Source organism: Microbacterium sp. NPDC055910 (assembly GCF_042271185.1).
GTDB lineage: Bacteria > Actinomycetota > Actinomycetes > Actinomycetales > Microbacteriaceae > Microbacterium.
Genome location: NZ_JBHJZS010000009.1, coordinates 59271 through 75165 on the forward strand (window position 1 = coordinate 59271; position 15895 = coordinate 75165).

The 15895-nt window shown below is 65.4% G+C and carries 14 protein-coding genes and 1 tRNA gene; 9 read left to right on the forward strand and 6 right to left on the reverse strand.

All coding sequences use genetic code 11. The features are described from left to right. The first annotated feature begins 50 nt into the window (after nt 1-50). Together ACFC3F_RS06350 and ACFC3F_RS06355 are read left to right on the forward strand one after the other, a co-directional pair. A tRNA-Ser gene (locus ACFC3F_RS06350) sits at nt 51-142 on the forward strand. 280 nt (nt 143-422) lie between these two features. Further along, nucleotides 423-1232 (forward strand): MerR family DNA-binding transcriptional regulator, encoded by an 810-nt coding sequence (locus ACFC3F_RS06355; protein ID WP_376127728.1) that lies wholly within the window; start codon nt 423-425, stop codon nt 1230-1232. Nucleotides 1233-1589: 357 nt separating this feature from the next. On the opposite strand, the gene ACFC3F_RS06360 is transcribed toward ACFC3F_RS06355, so the two are convergent. Beyond that, nucleotides 1590-2843, reverse strand: a complete 1254-nt coding sequence (locus tag ACFC3F_RS06360; RefSeq protein ID WP_376127729.1) for a DUF6880 family protein — start codon at nt 2841-2843, stop codon at nt 1590-1592. 138 nt (nt 2844-2981) lie between these two features. Here ACFC3F_RS06360 and ACFC3F_RS06365 point away from each other — a divergent pair, with 138 nt between their 5' ends. The 3 genes from ACFC3F_RS06365 (at nt 2982) to ACFC3F_RS06375 (ending at nt 5513) form a co-directional block, all read left to right on the forward strand. Continuing rightward, nucleotides 2982-4277, forward strand: coding sequence for a hypothetical protein (locus tag ACFC3F_RS06365; protein WP_376127731.1), 1296 nt, complete (start codon nt 2982-2984; stop codon nt 4275-4277). 100 nt (nt 4278-4377) lie between these two features. Further along, entirely contained in the window at nt 4378-4902 is a 525-nt protein-coding gene (locus tag ACFC3F_RS06370; RefSeq protein ID WP_376127732.1) for an excisionase family DNA-binding protein, read from the forward strand. Nucleotides 4903-4919: 17 nt separating this feature from the next. Further along, nucleotides 4920-5513, forward strand: a complete 594-nt coding sequence (locus ACFC3F_RS06375) for a PIN domain-containing protein (RefSeq protein WP_376127734.1) — start codon at nt 4920-4922, stop codon at nt 5511-5513. Nucleotides 5514-5708: 195 nt separating this feature from the next. Here the strand turns inward: ACFC3F_RS06375 and ACFC3F_RS06380 are convergent, their stop codons facing one another. Further along, complete coding sequence (locus ACFC3F_RS06380) at nt 5709-7016, reverse strand: PucR family transcriptional regulator (RefSeq protein ID WP_376127736.1); 1308 nt, start codon at nt 7014-7016, stop codon at nt 5709-5711. Between the two features lie 120 nt (nt 7017-7136). Here ACFC3F_RS06380 and ACFC3F_RS06385 point away from each other — a divergent pair, with 120 nt between their 5' ends. From ACFC3F_RS06385 to ACFC3F_RS06400, 4 genes are read left to right on the forward strand one after another with little or no spacing between them, the layout of a single operon-like run. Continuing rightward, nucleotides 7137-8330: a transporter substrate-binding domain-containing protein gene (locus ACFC3F_RS06385; RefSeq protein WP_376127738.1), complete on the forward strand. Its 1194-nt coding sequence runs from the start codon at nt 7137-7139 to the stop codon at nt 8328-8330. An 11-nt stretch (nt 8331-8341) separates the two neighbouring features. After that, nucleotides 8342-9223 carry an amino acid ABC transporter permease gene (locus tag ACFC3F_RS06390; RefSeq protein ID WP_376127740.1) on the forward strand — a complete coding sequence of 294 codons (882 nt, stop codon included), beginning with the start codon at nt 8342-8344 and terminating at the stop codon, nt 9221-9223. After that, a complete protein-coding gene (locus tag ACFC3F_RS06395) occupies nt 9223-9987 on the forward strand; it encodes an amino acid ABC transporter ATP-binding protein (protein ID WP_376127778.1) in 765 nt (254 codons plus the stop codon). The genes ACFC3F_RS06390 and ACFC3F_RS06395 overlap by 1 nt, the downstream gene beginning before the upstream one ends. Nucleotides 9988-9997: 10 nt before the next feature. Next, nucleotides 9998-11545 carry a flavin-containing monooxygenase gene (locus ACFC3F_RS06400; protein ID WP_376127742.1) on the forward strand — a complete coding sequence of 516 codons (1548 nt, stop codon included), beginning with the start codon at nt 9998-10000 and terminating at the stop codon, nt 11543-11545. 260 nt (nt 11546-11805) lie between these two features. Here ACFC3F_RS06400 and ACFC3F_RS06405 read toward each other — a convergent pair whose 3' ends face one another. Genes ACFC3F_RS06405 through ACFC3F_RS06420 form a run of 4 tightly spaced genes read right to left on the reverse strand, consistent with a single transcriptional unit; the run spans nt 11806 to nt 15760 of the window. Beyond that, a complete protein-coding gene (locus ACFC3F_RS06405) occupies nt 11806-13263 on the reverse strand; it encodes an aldehyde dehydrogenase family protein (protein WP_376127744.1) in 1458 nt (485 codons plus the stop codon). Next, complete coding sequence (locus ACFC3F_RS06410) at nt 13260-14030, reverse strand: SDR family NAD(P)-dependent oxidoreductase (protein WP_376127746.1); 771 nt, start codon at nt 14028-14030, stop codon at nt 13260-13262. Before ACFC3F_RS06410 ends, ACFC3F_RS06405 begins: the two co-directional genes overlap by 4 nt. Further along, a complete protein-coding gene (locus tag ACFC3F_RS06415; RefSeq protein ID WP_376127748.1) occupies nt 14027-14782 on the reverse strand; it encodes a FadR/GntR family transcriptional regulator in 756 nt (251 codons plus the stop codon). Before ACFC3F_RS06415 ends, ACFC3F_RS06410 begins: the two co-directional genes overlap by 4 nt. A 21-nt stretch (nt 14783-14803) precedes the next feature. Next, nucleotides 14804-15760 (reverse strand): C-terminal binding protein, encoded by a 957-nt coding sequence (locus ACFC3F_RS06420; RefSeq protein WP_376127749.1) that lies wholly within the window; start codon nt 15758-15760, stop codon nt 14804-14806. Nucleotides 15761-15895 lie beyond the last annotated feature (135 nt).

The window sequence follows — 15895 nt, forward strand, 5'->3', positions numbered from 1 at the left end:
CGACTCGACCGGTTATGATTGCTCTGCGCGTGCTCTTCGAGCGCTCGCCTGGAGACGTCGCATAGTCAGGCCTAGTGCACCACCCTGCTAAGGTGGAGTCCTCGCAAGGGGACCGAGGGTTCAAATCCCTCCGTCTCCGCCATTTTTTCTGGCTCGGTTCCCTTGTAAACACCGGGATCGCGGACCATCTCGGGTTCTAGTTTTCCGGGCTTGCGTTTGAACTGCGTAAAGTCTGCGGGAGTTGGTCTCTGCGGCGTGCGTGAAGCATGCGTAAACCGACGGACCGCCCAATCCGCGAGAGCTCGGCTGACTGTGCCTGAAGTTGTGCTCGGGCGGCTGCCGTCGTGGACTGACTGCAGTCCCTGAGGTGTTGAAGACGTGCCGATTGACTCTCCTCTTAGGGGAGGCTGCAAGCTGGATTCATGTTGAAGATCGGCGAGTTCGCAGGTTTGACGGGGCTGAGCGTGAAGGCGCTTCGCCACTACGACGAGGCCGGGGCGCTCGTGCCCGCCGAGGTGGACGGTCGTACGGGATACCGGCTGTACGCGGAGGGGCAGGTGCGCGCGGGCGTGGTGATCCGTGCGCTTCGGGACGCGGGAGTGCCGTTGCCCGAGGTGGCAGATGTGGTCGGTGGCGGGAAAGCGCTCGAAGTGCTCGAGCAACACCGGCTTCGTGTCCTCAAGGAACGCGAGCGGGAGGACCTCGCGTTCCGCGATGCTGAGGGTGTGCTCCGCGCGCTTGCCGTGGTGGTCGACGTCACTGAGCGGACGATGCCCGCTCAGCCTTTCGTGGGGCAAGTCCTCGCTGTTCCGGTCGATGATGTTGACGCCGTGTCGGACGAGGACGCGAACGAGATCTTCGGCGCACTGTTCGTCCGACTGCAGCGGGCAGGTCTCGGTCCCAGCGGGCCATTCTGGACCGCGCTGCGCGCTGGTGACCAGGGAACCATCGAGATCGCATGCTGCTGGCCCACGCCGGAGGATGTGCCCGAGGATATGCTCGGGTCCGAGAGCTTCGCTGCCGTGCTTCCGGCTCGTACGGAACTCGTGGCGACATGGCGTCCTGCCGGTGGCGAGGAGCTCCCTGATGGGATCCTGCATCCGGCGGTAGTCGGTCTTTTTGATGCCGTCGATGAGCTCGGCTTCGAAATGGGGGCGGTGGAGATCCGTCAGACGGTGACTGGACAGAGCGCTGACGACTTCGTCGTCGAACTGTCGGTGACTGTGTCATGACAGCGGGTGTAGGCGGGGCATGCGACCGCCGACGTCGGCATGGTGCTGACGGCATGGCGGCGTTAGCGCCGGCTCGAGCGAGGTGACGTCGTGCCTATCCGAGCGAGAAGCCGGTGCCGGGCTCGAGGCGCCCGACGGCTCGTGGCGGTGTGACGCGGGTCGTGCATGGTCGTGGCCTGGAGGTCTGCGTCTCGGAGCGCTGTCTTGAACCAGGACTTGGATCCGCTGCTGGCCCGGGTGCGCCGCATGTACTCGCCAGCGGAGTTCGGGACCTACGGGTATGCCAATGCGGGCGGGTGCGGACCGAACAAATCCCTCCGTCTTCTCCGGCAGTTGTCGCCGCGACGGCTCATGGTGTCAGAGCCCGGCGGCATCCATTCTCTGGATCAGGGACGGGCGCCGGGCGTTCTTTCGGCGCACCTCGGCGAGGTAGTCGTCGGCGATCTCGGGGTGTCCGGCTGCTCGTGCGGCGGCGCGGAGTTTCGTCATCCTGCGTACCGCGCCGGGGTAGACGCGGGTGTTCGCCTCGATCAGACGGTCGTCGATGAGCTGCGCCATCACGGGGAGTACGGCAACGGGATCGATCTTGCTGTACCGGTCGACGAGGTCATCCCACTGTTGGGAGAGAATCGACGTGCCGTTCTCGGCCGCGCGGAGTCCCTCTGCCCATGCGCGGGCGATGTCATCCGCGTCGATCAGGTATGCGATCAGCTCCCACGGGCGTTCGCGCATCCGATCGATCGCGTGCTCCCGGATCGCTGGCCAGTCTGGTCCTGAAGCTGACTCCCACGCCTGCGCATTGGCCGTGGTCGGCCATCGTCGGAATACCTCTGAGGCCGCGTCCGCGGCACTCTTGCCCGTTGCGATTGCCAAGGCGACCCAGAGCTCGCCGCACTCCTGCTGCTGGTGCGGCCCGCCGGGCAGAGTCATGCCCTCGTGCGCGATGACGGTCGCGCGGTCGAGCAGTCCGGCCTCATGGAGCGCTTTGGCAGCGGCGGCGTGCATGTGGGCGCGCGGCATGTCTCCGCCGTGGGTGCGGACGATCGCGTCCTCGTCACCACGCAGGACGGCGAGGCGCTGCAGGTTGTAGAGCACGGCATGGCGGGCATGCCACTCGTCGTCGTGTGTGAACTCCGGGTCGGGCCGCCCGTCGAAGGGTGTGGTCAGCGTCCGTCGTCGCTTGTCGAGGTGAGCTTCGAACCTCACGATGCCGGCTTCGCCGAGAGCGTCCGCGTAGTCGACGACGTCCACCGAGAAGTACTCGCCGAGTTCGCCGAACTGCTGCTTCTGGATCCACCCGGTCAGCGTGGCCGGCGGAGGCGGGCTCTGATCGCACAAATCGGCATGCAGGTTCAGCAGCTCCTGGATGACGAGCTGGATGAGTCCGCCGGAATCGTCGGCGCGCATGAGGACACGGAAGGTGCTCCCGATCGCCTTCTGCACGACCGGGATCACGCCTTCGGCGCCGTAGTCGTCGGCCATGTCCGCCAGGAGTGACACCCCTTGTTCGGCTTCGAAGGCGTAGGTCTGCACCGACCGCCAGTCCCACATGTCGCGTCTGGTCGTGCGGAACGAGGCGAGGACGTTCGGGATGTCGAGGGCCAAAGGCATCCGTCCAGGATGCCACTGCCCGAGGCTCCGCGGCCGACCGGTGCCAAGGCCGCAGGCCCCGGTCTCACCGTTTCGGCTGATGGAAGAAGAAGATTCGGCCGGATGTCAATCCAGCTCCGAACGGCTCGTCTCGCGATCGTGAAGTCCATCGCGCTCGTGTATCAACTCCGGCCGGCGTGGCATGCTCGCTGTATGGCGCGGACGTGGCTGTCGGTGAGGGTGGAGCTCTTGGGCGGGCGGGGCGAGGACCTGTGGCCGTGGCCGGGCCGGATATTCGCCGTGGCGCCGTCGCACACGTTCCTTGACCTGGCTGAGGCGATCGATGACGCGTTCGCGCGATGGGATCGCTCGCACCTCTCCGTCTTCACCCTCGCCGATGGTCGTGTCATCACCGACGACGAGACCGGGCAGGCGCTGGCGTCCAGTTCGTTCGGGCCGGTCGTCGCTGCGGTGGACATCGAGTCGGCGAAAGTGGGACGGATGCTGACGCTCGGCGCCACGTTCCAGTACACGTTCGATCTCGGCGACAACTGGGTTCACCGCTGCGTGGTCGGCGAGCGCAAGATCGATCCGCTCGATGAGGTCGGGATTGTGCCTAATAAGCCGCTTCCCTACTGGGGGTGGGGGAGCATCCCCGACCAGTACGGCAGGAACTGGGATGGCGACGACGGTGAGTCGCGGATGCCGCAGCGACCGCGGGCGCTCGATCCGATGCAGACTCATGAGTGGCCAACTGTGGGTGCTGTGGCGGAACTCGACATCCGGGCTGTCCGCGCCGCAGTCGCGGCAGCCGATGCGGTGGGCTTCCTCGATGCGCTGACGGGGCGGGAGATCGATGACGCGCTCCAGCAGGTCGGCTCCGGAATGGCGATGGCATTGCGCAGCCGGCGTCGCCAGGCCGAACCGGTGGCGCTCTCCCTGATCCACCGGCTCACCGGGCGGAGCGGCCCTGGGGACCAGGTGCTCGCCGACGATCTGCTGGCACTGCTGCGACGTGAATCGCCCGCAGCACACACTTCCCCGGTCGACCTCGACGAGCTCAGTTCGTTCCTGGAGGGCGACTTCGGAGAGTCGAGCACGGTCTACGTCGACGTCCTGACCGGTGAGGCCTTCAGCGGAGACTTCACCGACCCGGCCATTGTCGGGGAGGACGCAGCGATGAACGTCGAGGCGGAACCTGATCGGTGGGTCCGGCTCGAACGGGCTGGATCACGGGACCGGTGGGAGGACATGGAAGCGTTCGTGCTCCGTCAGCGCGATAGCGCGCTGCGAGACCGACTGATCCGCGCAATCGAGGGCGCGGGCGCGTTCCGCCGCTTCCGTGACCTCGTCCATGACGAGGGGCTCGCCGAGCAATGGCAGATCTACTCCGACGACCGCCGATGGGGCAGAGCCCGTGACGCGCTCGCGGATGGCGGCATCCGCGTCTTCTGACAGTGTCGAGCAGGTCCATCTACTGATCTGCCAGGGACGCGTGGTACGGTAATCGCAACAAACGCAACCTCCTGCGTTCACGTGTATTGAGGTGATTCCCGTGTCTCGCGCTGCAGTCGTTGAAGAGACGTATCTTCCCAGCAAGGGCGACGAGCTAGCCCCTGTTCTGGACTTCCTTACCGCCCATGAGGCTGCCGGTCGGGTCGTTCCCGAGCCGCGGTACTTTCTTGCGGGAGCGCACCCAGGTGATCAGGTAGAGCTTCCGGAAGAGATCTACCTCGCTCTCCGCAAGATTGTTCATGCGATGCAGAGCGGACTGGCTGTCTCGGTTGTGCCGCAAACAACGAGGCTGACCACTCAGCAGGCAGCGGATCTCCTGAACGTGAGTCGCCCGACCGTTGTGAAGCTCCTCGACGAGGGTGAGATCCCGTTCGAGAGGGCTGGAACGCACCGGCGCGTTCTCCTCGCGGATCTCCTCGACTACCGGGAGCGCCGGCGTGAGCGTCAGTACGACATGCTCGCCGCTACGCGTGACGCTGTTCACGAAGACAACGTCGAACAGACGCTCGAGGACCTCAAGGCGGCGAGGAAGGCGGTCGCGGCGAGGCGGGCTGCACTGCTCTAGCTTCGCAGCCTGACAGGATGGGGGTCGTGTTCACGGCGACCCTCGACACCAACGTGCTGTGGCCGAGCCTGCAACGTGACTTCCTGCTCTCCCTCGCGGTTGAGGGTGCGTATCGGCCAACCTGGAGTGCGGTGATCCTCGAAGAGCTCGAGTATCACGAAGCGGCCAAGCTCACGAAGCGGGGGATCCCCACAGTCGAGGCTGCTGAACGCGCGGCGACCCTCATTGCCGCGATGCGCCGCGAGTTCATCGACGCCGAGGTCGAAGGCTGGGAACCGCTGGAGGGCACGTTCGGGCTTCCCGACCCGGACGACGAGCACGTGGTCGCCGCGGCCGTCATTGCAGGAGCCGGCGCGATCGTCACGGAGAACCTCAGAGACTTCCCCGCAGACAAGATTCCACCGACCATCCAAGTGCTCAGTGCGCGCGAGTTCGCGAAGAACACGGTCGCCCTCAACCCGCGGCACGCGCTCGCCGCGGTGCAGGAGATCGCGAGCCGTTACGGCCGCTACGGTGCGGCACTCACTGTTGAGGAGATCCTCGATACTCTGCGGGACCGATACAGCATGATCCAAGCCGTCGAGATGATGGTCGAAGTTGCAACCGAGTAGGCTCAGATCGCACGCCTGCGGTGCAGGCAAGGCCGCCCAATTCGTGCTTGGCGCCCGCCCGCTCCGGGCCCACAGCATCCGTCTTGTTTCATGCCATAGACCGTCGCGCATTGCCCCGTCGATGAGACCGCGCACCCGCCTCGCTGAACCGGCCGGAACCCGCAGCTGACCGGCGTGCCTGCCTCGAGAGACGCGCTACGGCGCGTCTCTCGTTAGGCCCTCCGCATGAGCACGTACTTCGAGCTCGAGCAGGAGGCGTTCCTGATCGTCTTCGAGGCTCATCCCGGTGACTCGCTCGACGCGCTTGAGTCGCTGCCGCAGCGTGTTCGGATGCAGATGCAGAGCACGCGATGCGCGTTGCGGGCTCTTGCCCTCACGGAAGTACACGTCGATCGTGCGAAGCAACTCGCGGCCATCTACGTACGGACTGGCGAGGATAGCCTCGACCGCCGCTCCGGTGAGCACGCCCCGTTCCCAGAGGGTTCGCACAGCTCGCGACACCTGTAGATGCGCTCTCTTGGATTCATAAGTCGTTACCCCGCTCGTTCCCTCGACGGAGGAGTTCTTCAGCATCGCTTCGACGGTTTCGCGTGCGACGGGCAACTCGCGCGGGCTCTCGACCGAGGGTCCCATTGCGCACCGCATGCTCACCTTCAGCTGTGAACTCAGGGCACCGGAGGTGCGCTCAGCCCATGGGAGGATCGTGGACGCGGGGGGAGGATCGGGGATGAGTACGTACGCGATGGACTGTGCGATGGCCACCTGGGCCTTCTGTCGGATCACGGCCGCATGGAGAGCGATCACCGCGGCGGTCGAGGCGGCGAAGGGCTCGGCGGGTATCTCGTCCGATGCGAGCGCGAACGCGACCAGCATCCATGTTCGCGACTCCTCGAGGCCGAGGATGGCGGCGAGCGTTCGACGGGACTCTGTGCTCCGCCGCAGTCCGAGCAACTGCAGAAGGGTCTCCGAATCGCGAGACTCGACGCGGTCGGCGCGTGCGATTGCCCTGGCGGCGAGAGCAGCACCTGCTGCGAGGATCTGACGGGCCCGCGGCGCGAACTGCGTCGCTCCCTGTTGCACCCATATGGTGCCGAGATGCCTCTGCGTGCGCTCGTCGATGATGCCCGCGGCCAGCCGGGGCTGGATCTCACCGTCTCGCCCGAACTCCAAGACCCGTCCCGGCCGGCTCAACTGATCCCACACGCCCTGGGCCCGCAGCTGCTCGCGATGCCCAGGTGGAGCGCCGCGTCCGAGGATGGAATCACGACGCAGCTGGTCGGCATGCTCGTCGAGCGGCGAGAACGCCAGGACTCGGCTCTGCATGTCGTCGATGGAGACGTACCCGTTAACCTGATCAGCGAGCGAGTTCGCTATCGCGAAGAGATCACCGGCCTGCGGCCGCTCTGGCGTGCCGTCGGGCGGGGCCGTGTCGGCTTCAGGAGCCGACGCGATCATCCTCTCTACCAGCCCGTGAAGTTGACCCCAGGGGACATCGGCGTTCACCCGTGCTACGTGAGCAATACCGGCTGCTTCGGCGAAGTGCTCGAGGTCCGCAGCATCCGAAGACTTCGCCATCACGAGCGCGGGGCGAGACGCCGCGAGGTCTTCTAATCCGCTCGCGAGGTGCTCGGAGGTCTGCCCGATGAGCAGGACGACCTCATCGGAACGATCCAGCCGGGGCACGCCTTCGTCATGCGCCTCGACGATGCTGCATGCCCTGATTGCGAGAGCCGGCGCCCTCGACTCGCCCAAGAGCGTCACCATGCCGCGAAGGTTGGTCACCAGTCGGTCCAGCGTCTCCACGCCACTCCCGTTTCGCCGATTTTTCTAGCCTGTTTCGATCGTGGTAAATCGTTGCATGTACCCACCATTCTCGTAAACATTGTGTGCGCTTGCACGGTACTTTGGTGGCCCGCCTTCCGTAACATCGCTCACAACCAATACTCACCATCACCCGCAGGAGTCCGCATGCGTCCTACTCATCGCATACAGCACGCACTTGTTACGGGCGCCGTTGTCGGTGCCGTCGTCCTCAGCCTGGCCGGGTGCTCGTCCGCTACAGACCCGGCGGCATCGACCGATTCGACGGTCGAAGGGGAGACGTTCGTCATCCCGCAGCAGACCGGTGTGCCGCCGTGGGCCTACACGGACGACACTGACGCACTGATCGGCATGCTGCCTGACCTTTCGTCGGCTCTCGCGCCGTATCTCGGGGTGACGATCGAGAACGAGCGCACGACGTGGGAGAACTCGCTGCTCGGCCTCGAGAGCGAAAAGTACATCTTCGTCCCCGGCGCTGACGCGACACCGGAGCGGCTCGAGAAGTTCGACTTCGCTATTGCGTTGCAGGACGCCTACGGATTTCAGGTCAAGGCCGGCAACCCTGAAATCGCTGACGACATGATGGCGCTGTGCGGGCTGAGCATCGGGCTCCCGGCATCGTCGAGCCCCATCCAGTCTCTGGAGGAGCAGTCGGCGAAGTGCGTCAAAGCGGGCGAGGAGGCGATCGAGATCAAGACTTTTCCTGATTGGGCAAGCGCCGACCTCGCCACGCAGAGTGGGCAGGTCGACACGGCGACGGCAACGCTGAGCTCGATGGCCTATCAGACTGCTGAGAACCCGGATAAGTGGACCATCACAGGCCCACGCTACCTGGAGCTGGAGATCGGCTTCGCGGTGCCCAAGGGCAGCGCCTGGGGCCCGAAGCTCGTCGACGCGTTCAACGAGATGATCGCCGACGGAGCCTATGCCGCGATCTTCGACGTATACGGCACTTCCGGCATGATGATCGAAGAGTCGCACCTGGTGACGCAATGAGTAGTTCGCTCATGACCGCCCCCGACTCCGAAGCCGTGTGGCGCGTGCGGGCCAACAGCCTGGGTGCTGCCCCGCACGAGCAGCACAGCCATATCGTGCGCAACTCGATGGCTGGCCTTGTGCTTCTCGTCGCCGTCGTAGCGATCATCGATTTCGTCATGCGCCCAGCTCTCGGTTGGCCCGTCGTGTGGGAGTACCTGTTCGCGCCGAGCGTGATGCAGGGCATCGGCAACACTCTTCTGCTGACTGTGCTGTCGATGAGCTTGGCACTCGTCGCATCGGTGATCCTGGCGAACATGCGTCTGTCGGCTAACCCCGTCCTGCGCGCGATATCAGGCATCTATGTCTGGTTCTTTCGGTCGATCCCGCTGCTCGTGCTGCTCATCCTCTGGTTCAACATCGCGATCATTTACCCCCGCATCGCGATCGGAGTTCCGTTCGGGCCGGAGTGGTGGGCGATCGACACCTCGACGGTGGTCAGCGGATTCTGGGCGGCGGTCTTCGCATTCGGCTTCCAGCAGGCTGCGTACACGTCGGAGGTGATCCGGGCATCGCTCCTCGCTGTCCCAGCCGGCCAGCGTGAGGCGGCGGCTGCCATTGGCATGACCAAGCCCCTCATGTTCTTCCGCATCGTGCTGCCTCAGGCGATGCGCATCGCGATCCCGCCGATCAGTAATGACACGATCAATCTCCTGAAGGCAACGTCGCTCGCGGCATTCATCTCGGTGCCCGACCTGCTGTACTCGGTGCAGACGATTTACAACCGCACCTACGACATCGTTCCGCTGCTCTTGGTGGCGACGATCTGGTACGCGGTCTTCGTCAGCGTGCTCTCCTATGGGCAATACCACCTGGAGCGAGCGCTCAGCCGCGACCGAAGGGCGGTGAGGTGATGACCGTTCCCCTCATCGCCGCGTTGAACATCTCCAAGTCTTTCGGCTCCCATCAGGTCCTTCGATCAGTCAGCTTTGAGGTAGCTCAGGGAGAGGCTCTCTGCATCCTTGGCCCATCTGGAAGTGGGAAGAGCACTCTGCTCAGATGCCTCAACATGCTCGAGCGTCCCGATGAAGGAGCAGTCTTCCTCGGAGGCGATCTCATGGGCTACCGCATGCACGGGAATGGAATCAGAGAACTCCACGACAAGACCGAGGCGCGGCAGCGGCAACGTCTGGGCATGGTGTTCCAGCAGTTCAATCTCTTTCCCCACATGACGGTTCTCGAGAACCTCACGGAGGGGCCTGTTCAGGTTCAGAAGCGAGCCCGCTCGATCGCGAAGGCCGAGGCTCTCGCCCTTCTCGATCGTGTCGGCCTGGCGGAGAAAGCCCGGAGCTTCCCTGCCCAGCTCTCGGGCGGCCAGCAACAGCGTGTCGCCATCGCACGGGCGCTGGCCATGCGGCCGGAGGCGCTTCTCTTCGATGAGCCTACGAGCGCGCTCGATCCCGAGATGGTGAACGAGGTCCTGCAGGTGATTCGTGAGCTCGTGCGCGATGGGATGACCAGCATCATCGTCACCCACGAGGTGGGATTCGCGCGCGAGGTGTGCGATCGCTTCCTTTTTATGGAAGACGGCCTTCTCGTGGAGGACGGCCCCGCATCGGCCCTCAACCAGGATGCCGCCCACGCTCGCACCAGAGCCTTTCTCGCCAAGGTCCTGTAAGGGGATTCGGATGCCCAAACGCACCAACAGAGCACCCGGCAAGCCGTCGGTCGCGATCATCGGAGCGGGTTTCGCCGGGATCGCTATGGGGGTTCGGCTGCTTCGCAGCGGGATCACGGACTTCACGATCTTCGAGGCCGGTGACGGCATCGGCGGTACGTGGTTCCACAACACCTACCCTGGGGCCGAGGTGGACACTCCGTCCCACATGTACTCGTACTCGTTCAAGCAGCACGACTGGTCCCGACCCTTCGCGACGCAAACGGAGTTGCTCGGTTATCTCGAGGAGACCGCCGACGATTGGAGGCTGCGGGAGCACTTGACGCTTCGCACCCGCATCGTGCGGGTGGAGTGGGATGAAGCATCCCAGAGCCAGCACGTCCGCGCGGAGGACGGGCGCGAATGGCGGTTCGCCGCGGTCGTTTCGTCGGTGGGGCTGCTCAACGTGCCGTCCGAACCTCGCCTGTCGGGGCGAGACCTCTTCGCGGGGCCGGTCATCCACACCGCGCGGTGGGACCACGGCGTGCGTTGGCAGGGCAAGCGGATCGCCGTGATCGGCACCGGATCCTCTGCCGCCCAGGTCGTTCCCGCGCTCGCGCCGGCTGCCGGCACGCTCACGCTCTTTCAGCGACAGCCAGCGTGGGTAGACATGAAGGAACGAAGCACGTTCACCCCGGAGCAGCGCCGCCGGCTCAACTCCGGGCGAGGTTATCGGCGGGAGCGCGCGCGACTCTTCTGGAACCAGGAGAAGAACTGGTTCGGCGGCAGAGTCGTGCGGCCGGGTTCGCGCGCCGACCGCATAGCCGTCGAGCGATGCACCCTGCACCTCGAGCGCTCGGTGGCAGACGCGGAGCTGCGCGCGCTCCTTACTCCGACGGGGGCCTACCTTGCCAAGCGACCGGTCCGAAGCAACGAGTATCTTCCCGCACTCCAGCGGGACAACGTCCGAGTAGTCCCGCGAGCGGTCGCCGGACTGTACGAGGACGGCGTAATCGACTCTGGCGGCGAGCGTCACCCCGTCGACATCGTCGTCACCGCGACCGGATTCCGCCCGGCCGAGTTCTTGCTGGGGATGACGGTACTCGGCGAAAGCGGTCGGGATATCCACGAGGTGTGGGGCGACGACCCGCAGGCCTTCTTGGGTATCGCGGTTCCGGGCTTTCCGAACTTCTTCATGATGTACGGGCCCAACACGAACTTCTATGCCATCGTCTACAACCTTGAACGCCAAGCCGATTACATCGCCCGAATTCTTCAGCGGATGGCGAGAAAGGGCTTCACCTCAGCCACAGTGAAAGCGCGATATCACGACGTGTTCAACGACGCGCTCCAGAGGCGGATGGCCAAGACCAGCTTCACGCAAGGCCAGAGCTACTTCCGCTCGAAATCCGGCCGCGTTGTAACCCAGTGGCCTGAGGGGGCGATCGTCTACGGTCTCCTCACCCGAATGCTCGCGGTCCCGGCAACCCAATTCGAGCGTGGCGGTCACTTGAGGCAGACCGGTTTCGGAGCGGAGCCACGCCGTGTCGAGGCCGTCGAGTCGTTGGAACGCCAGTGACTGCGTTCTGAAACACACGCAGCAGAACCGAACGTGCTGGGCCCGCCGAAGTCGGTGTCGACTGCCGCAAACACTGTGGGCCCGGCACTGAACACGCACCTTCTTGAAGCGGCCTGACTTTCACATTATCGTCGAATCGCCTCAGGTGGAGTTGAGGATCACTTGGGCTTCGGCCATGGGTGACAGCACCGTCGTCGAGATGGCGCGTGGGTCGTGCATGCCGATTTCACGCTAGGGGTCTGCGTGCGAAGTCATCGTCATCAACCGTTGACGTCCTGCGGAATTCCTAGCGGATTGGCGTCCTGCAGTGGCTCGGGCAAGAGCACGGCGGGGAAGTTCTGGAACGCCACGGGGCGCAGAAAGCGGCTGATCGAGGCGGTCCCGACGGCCGTCGTGGTCGAGGCCGTCGTGGCCGGGTATGGTCCGCCGTGCTGCTGTGCATGGGTGACGGACACTCCGGTCGGCCACTGGTTCCACAGCACGCGGCCGGCCTTCTGCGTCAGGAGGGGGACGAGCTCACGGGCGATCGCGAGGTCTTCGGCGTCGTCGTCGGCTACCAGCGTCGCTGTCAGCTGGCCTTCGAGAGCCATCGTGAGGTCTCGCAATCGTGCCGGATCGGAGTAGCTGACGATCAAGCCGAACGGGCCGAAAACCTCGGTCACCGTCCCGTCGGGGTTCTTGAGCACGTCTTCGATATCCGCGTGCAGCAAGGTGAGTCTCGGCTCCGTCAGGCTCGTGTCAGCCTCGCGCAGGGGGTTCACCCCGTCGCGCGCCTGGAGCTCGTGGAGGCCCTCGACGTATCCCTTCAGAATCCGGTCGTTGAGCAAGGGTCCACCCACAGGAGCGGTGGCTTCGCGCAGTGCATCGATGATGTCGGAGCCAGTGGGCACCACGAGCATCCCCGGCTTGGTGCATAGCTGTCCTTGGCTGCCGGTGACGGACGCGACATAGCCCTCGGCGATCTCAGCTGTCCGGCTGCGCGCCGCTGCGGGTGCGACGAAGGCCGGGTTCACGCTCCCGAGCTCTCCATAGAAGGGGATCGGTACAGGGCGCGCGTTGGCGATGTCGAACAGTGCCCGTCCGCCCGCGATCGAGCCCGTGAAGGATGCCGCCTTGATGAGTGGATGACGTAGCGCTTCGACGCCGCGCTGGGTGCCGTGGATGACGGTGACCAGATCCGCGGGCGCTCCGACGCGCTCCACGGCTCGCGCGATCGCCGCAGCGGTCGCGTCGGAGAGTCGGGGATGCCCCGAGTGCGCCTTGACGAGCACGGCATTGCCCGCCGCGAGGGCTGCGGCGGTGTCGCCGCCGGCCACCGAGAACGCGAACGGGAAGTTGCTGCCGGCAAACACAAGCACCGGTCCAATCGGCACGAGCATGCGTCGCAGGTCCGGTCGAGGTGCACCCATCTGCCACTGCGGATCCGCGCGGTCGATACGCGCGTCGAGGAAACCACCCTCCTCGGCCACGTCCGCGAACAGACGCAGCTGGAAGGTTGTCCGTGTGAGTTCGCCGGCCAGCCGAGGCAGGGCCAGGCGAGTCTCCTCCTGGGCGATCGCGGTGAGGTTCGCGGCTGCAGCATCGAGCTCGTCGGCGATGGCGCGGATCACGCGCGCACGCTCGACGTACCCATACAGTGTCCACCGGTCGGATGCTGCGGCGACGCGGGACACTGCCTCGTCGACATTCTGCTCGAGAGAGCTGTCGCCTGTCGTCATGATGCCAGCCATCCGCCGTCAACGTTGAGAACTGTGCCCGAGATGTACTGCGACGCGGGGGAGAGGAGGAACACACACGCGTGTCCTATGTCGGTGGGATCTCCCAGTCGGCGCATGGGGATCCTGCCCATGATGCGGTCATGGTCTGCGGGGTTCTGGAGCAGCCCCTCGGTCATCTCCGTGGCGAAGTACCCCGGGCCGATGACGTTGGATCGGATGCCGTGTACCGACCATTCCGTCGAGAACGCGCGGGCCATGCCCACCAGGCCGGTCTTGGACACCACGTACGGCGAGATGTTCGGCAGACCGATGCTCGAGTTCAGCGAGCCGATGAAGATGTGGGAACCGCCCCGCGCTCCCGCGATCTGCTGCCGGGCGATCGCCGTGCTCAGGAAGTACGGCGCGTGCAGGTTCACCGCCTGGATCCGCAGGAATTCGGCCGGGGTGACGTCCACAGCAGGCTTCCGCAGCTGGATGCCAGCGGCGTGCACCACGGCGTCGATCGGCGCGATTCGTGAGATCTCCTCAACGAGTGCGTCGATGCGGTCGAGCTCGCCGACGTCGGCGGGGACCGCCTGCGCCGCACCGCCTTCGGCCGTGATCGCGTTGACCGTTCCGGCTGCCTGCTCGGAATTGCGCGCGACGATCGTCACACGACCTCCGGCGCGTGCGACCGCGTGCGCGATGGCACTCCCGAGGCCGCGGCTTCCGCCGGTGACCAGCACGTGCGCGTTGCCGAGGTCGAAGGGATGGGCGTCGATACTCATTGCGCTCCTGAGAAGTCGATGTGCGGGGCGAGCGCCTCGGCCGCGGCCGTGACGCGGTTGATGTGCGCGATCGTCAGTTCGCGCGCTGTCGGGGCATCGCTTGCGGCGATGGCCTCGGCGATGAGTCTGTGCTCTTCGTGGGTCTTCGATCGCTCCGGCGAGTACCCCGGACTGCGCAGATAGGTCGCGGCGAGGATCTCGTTGATCGGCAGCGACATGTGCGCGAAGAACGGGTTGCCCGTCGCCCGGGCGATGACGGAATGGAAGCCCAGGTCGGCGGCGACGTGCGCCGCGGTATTCGCGCTCTCGCCCTCGTGCACCACCTCGATGAACTCGACGAGCTCGAACAGTTCATCGAGTTCTGCGTCGGTGCGGCGCAGCGCGGCGTGCGCAGCCATCTCAGGTTCGAGTGCTCGCCGCATCTCCATGAGTTGCGGGAACGTGCCACCGCCGAGGCGCAGCATGAGCGCTACTTGACGGGAGAGATTGCGCTGATCGAACTGGGCGACCTGCATGCCTCGGCGCGGGCGGATGCTGACGACACCGCGTGCCACGAGAGTGCGCCCGGCTTCGCGGATGACGGTGCGACTCACACCGAATGCCTCGGTCAGCTCCGGCTCGGTGGGCAGTTGGTCGCCCGGCCGGAGGTTCTTCTCGAGGATGTGCGCCGTCACCGCATCGGCGACCTGCTCGGACAGCGGACGCCGCTCGGTGGTCGCATCGGACAGCGCGGTTGCGGGCGCAGGCATCATCGTCGTCGTCTCCTCGTTAGGTCAAGCGACCTGGCAGCGCAGGGCATCGCCGTTGAGAGCCCGGAGGGCCTCTTCACTCGCCAGACGCTGAAGATTATCGAGCGACTCCTCGTCGTAGAACGCGGCGTGCGGCGTGATGACCAATCGTGGCACGTCGCGCAGCGGCGAATCTGCAGGCAGCGGCTCGGCACGTGTGACATCGAGCAGCGCACCCGCGAGGTGGCCGGATTCGAGAGCGGCACCCAGTGCCTCTTCGTCGACGAGCCCGCCGCGGGCCGTGTTGACGAGGAGCGCGCCCTCCGGCATCCGGGACAGAAACGCGGCGTCGATGACATTCGACGTCTCGGGCGTCAGTGGCGCGTGCAGCGTGAGCGCGGTTGCTCGGTGCGACAACTCGTCGAGATCGACGCGCTCGACACTGGCGGCGGCGAGCACCTCGTCGGGGCAGAAGGGGTCGTAGGCGACGGAGCGGACGCCGAACGCCTGCAGGCGGCGATGTACCGCCTGAGCGATGCGACCGAACCCGAGATAACCGATGGTGTGCTGGCGAAGGCTCCGCACAGGACCGAGCCCGGTGGGCGTCACCCATCCGTCCGAGCGCAGGGCACGATCGTAGAGAGGCAGTCGACGGGCGAGCGCCACCAGCGATGCCGCCGCGTGGTCGGCCACGGTCTCGACGCCGTAGTCCGGCACGTTGGCGACGCGGATGCCTAACTCCGCGGCGGCGACCAGATCGACGTTGTCGACGCCGACGCCGTAGCGGATGACAGTGCTGCCCGGGCGCATCGTCTCCAGCACGCCCCGGGTCATCGGTGCGAAGTTGACGAGCGCGACATCCGCGTCGACGACTGCCTCCCCCGCAGATTCCTCGGTCTTGGCGGCGTACTCGCAGAACGACGCACCGGCGATGCGTGCCGCTGCCTGCTCGTGATGCGTATCCGCGAACGCGTGATCGGTGACGACGATGCGCTGACTCATGCGCGCCCCTTCCGCTTGCAGCTCGTGTCTGCGAACGGTGCTTCTCGGTGAGAAGCATGGGTGCGTCGTCGCAGCGGTGAAAGCACTGGTTGATCTGACAAGAATAGTATCATAATATGAATGCTGATCGAGTGA

Bases quoted from the DNA above. Each gene is read 5' to 3' on its own strand.
- ACFC3F_RS06400 (WP_376127742.1), top strand. From the start codon at position 9,998: ATGCCCAAACGCACCAACAGAGCACCCGGCAAGCCGTCGGTCGCGATC.
- ACFC3F_RS06415 (WP_376127748.1), bottom strand. From the start codon at position 14,782: ATGATGCCTGCGCCCGCAACCGCGCTGTCCGATGCGACCACCGAGCGG.
- ACFC3F_RS06375 (WP_376127734.1), top strand. From the start codon at position 4,920: ATGGGGGTCGTGTTCACGGCGACCCTCGACACCAACGTGCTGTGGCCG.
- ACFC3F_RS06390 (WP_376127740.1), top strand. From the start codon at position 8,342: ATGACCGCCCCCGACTCCGAAGCCGTGTGGCGCGTGCGGGCCAACAGC.
- ACFC3F_RS06360 (WP_376127729.1), bottom strand. From the start codon at position 2,843: ATGCCTTTGGCCCTCGACATCCCGAACGTCCTCGCCTCGTTCCGCACG.
- ACFC3F_RS06395 (WP_376127778.1), top strand. From the start codon at position 9,223: ATGACCGTTCCCCTCATCGCCGCGTTGAACATCTCCAAGTCTTTCGGC.
- ACFC3F_RS06410 (WP_376127746.1), bottom strand. From the start codon at position 14,030: ATGAGTATCGACGCCCATCCCTTCGACCTCGGCAACGCGCACGTGCTG.
- ACFC3F_RS06405 (WP_376127744.1), bottom strand. From the start codon at position 13,263: ATGACGACAGGCGACAGCTCTCTCGAGCAGAATGTCGACGAGGCAGTG.
- ACFC3F_RS06420 (WP_376127749.1), bottom strand. From the start codon at position 15,760: ATGAGTCAGCGCATCGTCGTCACCGATCACGCGTTCGCGGATACGCAT.
- ACFC3F_RS06355 (WP_376127728.1), top strand. From the start codon at position 423: ATGTTGAAGATCGGCGAGTTCGCAGGTTTGACGGGGCTGAGCGTGAAG.